Source organism: Brevibacterium sp. VCM10 (assembly GCF_000583215.1).
Taxonomy (GTDB): Bacteria; Actinomycetota; Actinomycetes; order Actinomycetales; family Brevibacteriaceae; genus Brevibacterium; species Brevibacterium linens.
Genome location: NZ_JAJB01000045.1, coordinates 1 through 932, shown reverse-complemented (window position 1 = coordinate 932; position 932 = coordinate 1). Strand labels below are relative to the sequence as shown.

Genomic DNA, 932 nt, shown 5'->3' with positions numbered 1-932 from the left:
CGGTGAGGGAGGGTTCTTTCTCTCGGTGTTCTCTCAGTTGTCGTCGGGGGCCGGGATGACCGGCAAGGCACCTGTCTCGGCCTGGATCACCTCGGCGATAGGGCCGGTGTCGACATCGTTGCGACCGGCGAGTTCCATGAGGTTCTGCAGGTCGTCGATGAGATTTTCGACGAGGAAGTCGTCACCGGCAGACCGGGCCTCGTGAATGCGATGACGGACATCATCGATTCGGGTGTCGAGCTGATCAGCGAATTCACTCATTGTGGATCCGTCCTTCCTCGGGCCGCCTCCACAGGGGACGCGCCCGGTAATCTACCGACAGGCAGTGCTGTCGGTGCTGTCCATCACAAGCATTCTTGCAGAGCTCTTCGTGAACTCTATGTGTGCTCTGTCCATGCAGACAAGCAGGTGACGAGAATCACCGTATCGGGTCTTCACTCCATCTTGCCAACGGCAAGCATACAGTGCACAATGCTGGGGACACATCTCGGAAGAGGAGAAAAGTTCCTCTTCGGCACCCCCTCCGGACAGAGAGCGATGAGGCCATATGGCAACAGACTACGACGCACCTCGCAAGCAAGACGATGAGATCAAAAGCGATTCGATCGAGCAGCTCAAGGCCCAGCGTTCCCAGGATCAGGCGAGCAAGATCGACGAAGACGAGACTGCGGTAGCCGAAGGCTTCGAACTCCCGGGTGCGGACCTGTCGAACGAAGAGCTCTCCGTTCGGGTTCTGCCCAAGCAGAACGATGAGTTCACCTGCATGGAGTGCTTCTTGGTCCGCCATCGTTCGCAGCTTGCGACGGAAGAGGGCGGGATCCCCATCTGCACGGACTGTGCAGGCTGAATCGCTTCTCTTCGCGAAATCCCGAATACGGACCGCACCCTCGAAAGGGCTGCGGTCCGCTTTTATCCTCCAATTGCTACCTGAC

General features: G+C 58.3%; 2 protein-coding genes. One reads left to right on the top strand and one right to left on the bottom strand.

Annotation, left to right across the window (positions count from 1 at the left end):
• Positions 1-33: 33 nt before the first annotated feature.
• A complete protein-coding gene (locus tag AD89_RS0113395) occupies positions 34-261 on the bottom strand; it encodes a hypothetical protein (RefSeq protein WP_025779696.1) in 228 nt (75 codons plus the stop codon).
• Between the two features lie 286 nt (positions 262-547).
• Between AD89_RS0113395 and AD89_RS0113390 the strand changes: the two genes are divergently transcribed.
• Entirely contained in the window at positions 548-847 is a 300-nt protein-coding gene (locus AD89_RS0113390; protein WP_025779694.1) for a DUF4193 domain-containing protein, read from the top strand.
• Positions 848-932: the final 85 nt, after the last annotated feature.

Coding starts and splice junctions, on each gene's coding strand:
- AD89_RS0113390 (WP_025779694.1), top strand. CDS start 548: ATGGCAACAGACTACGACGCACCTCGCAAGCAAGACGATGAGATCAAA.
- AD89_RS0113395 (WP_025779696.1), bottom strand. CDS start 261: ATGAGTGAATTCGCTGATCAGCTCGACACCCGAATCGATGATGTCCGT.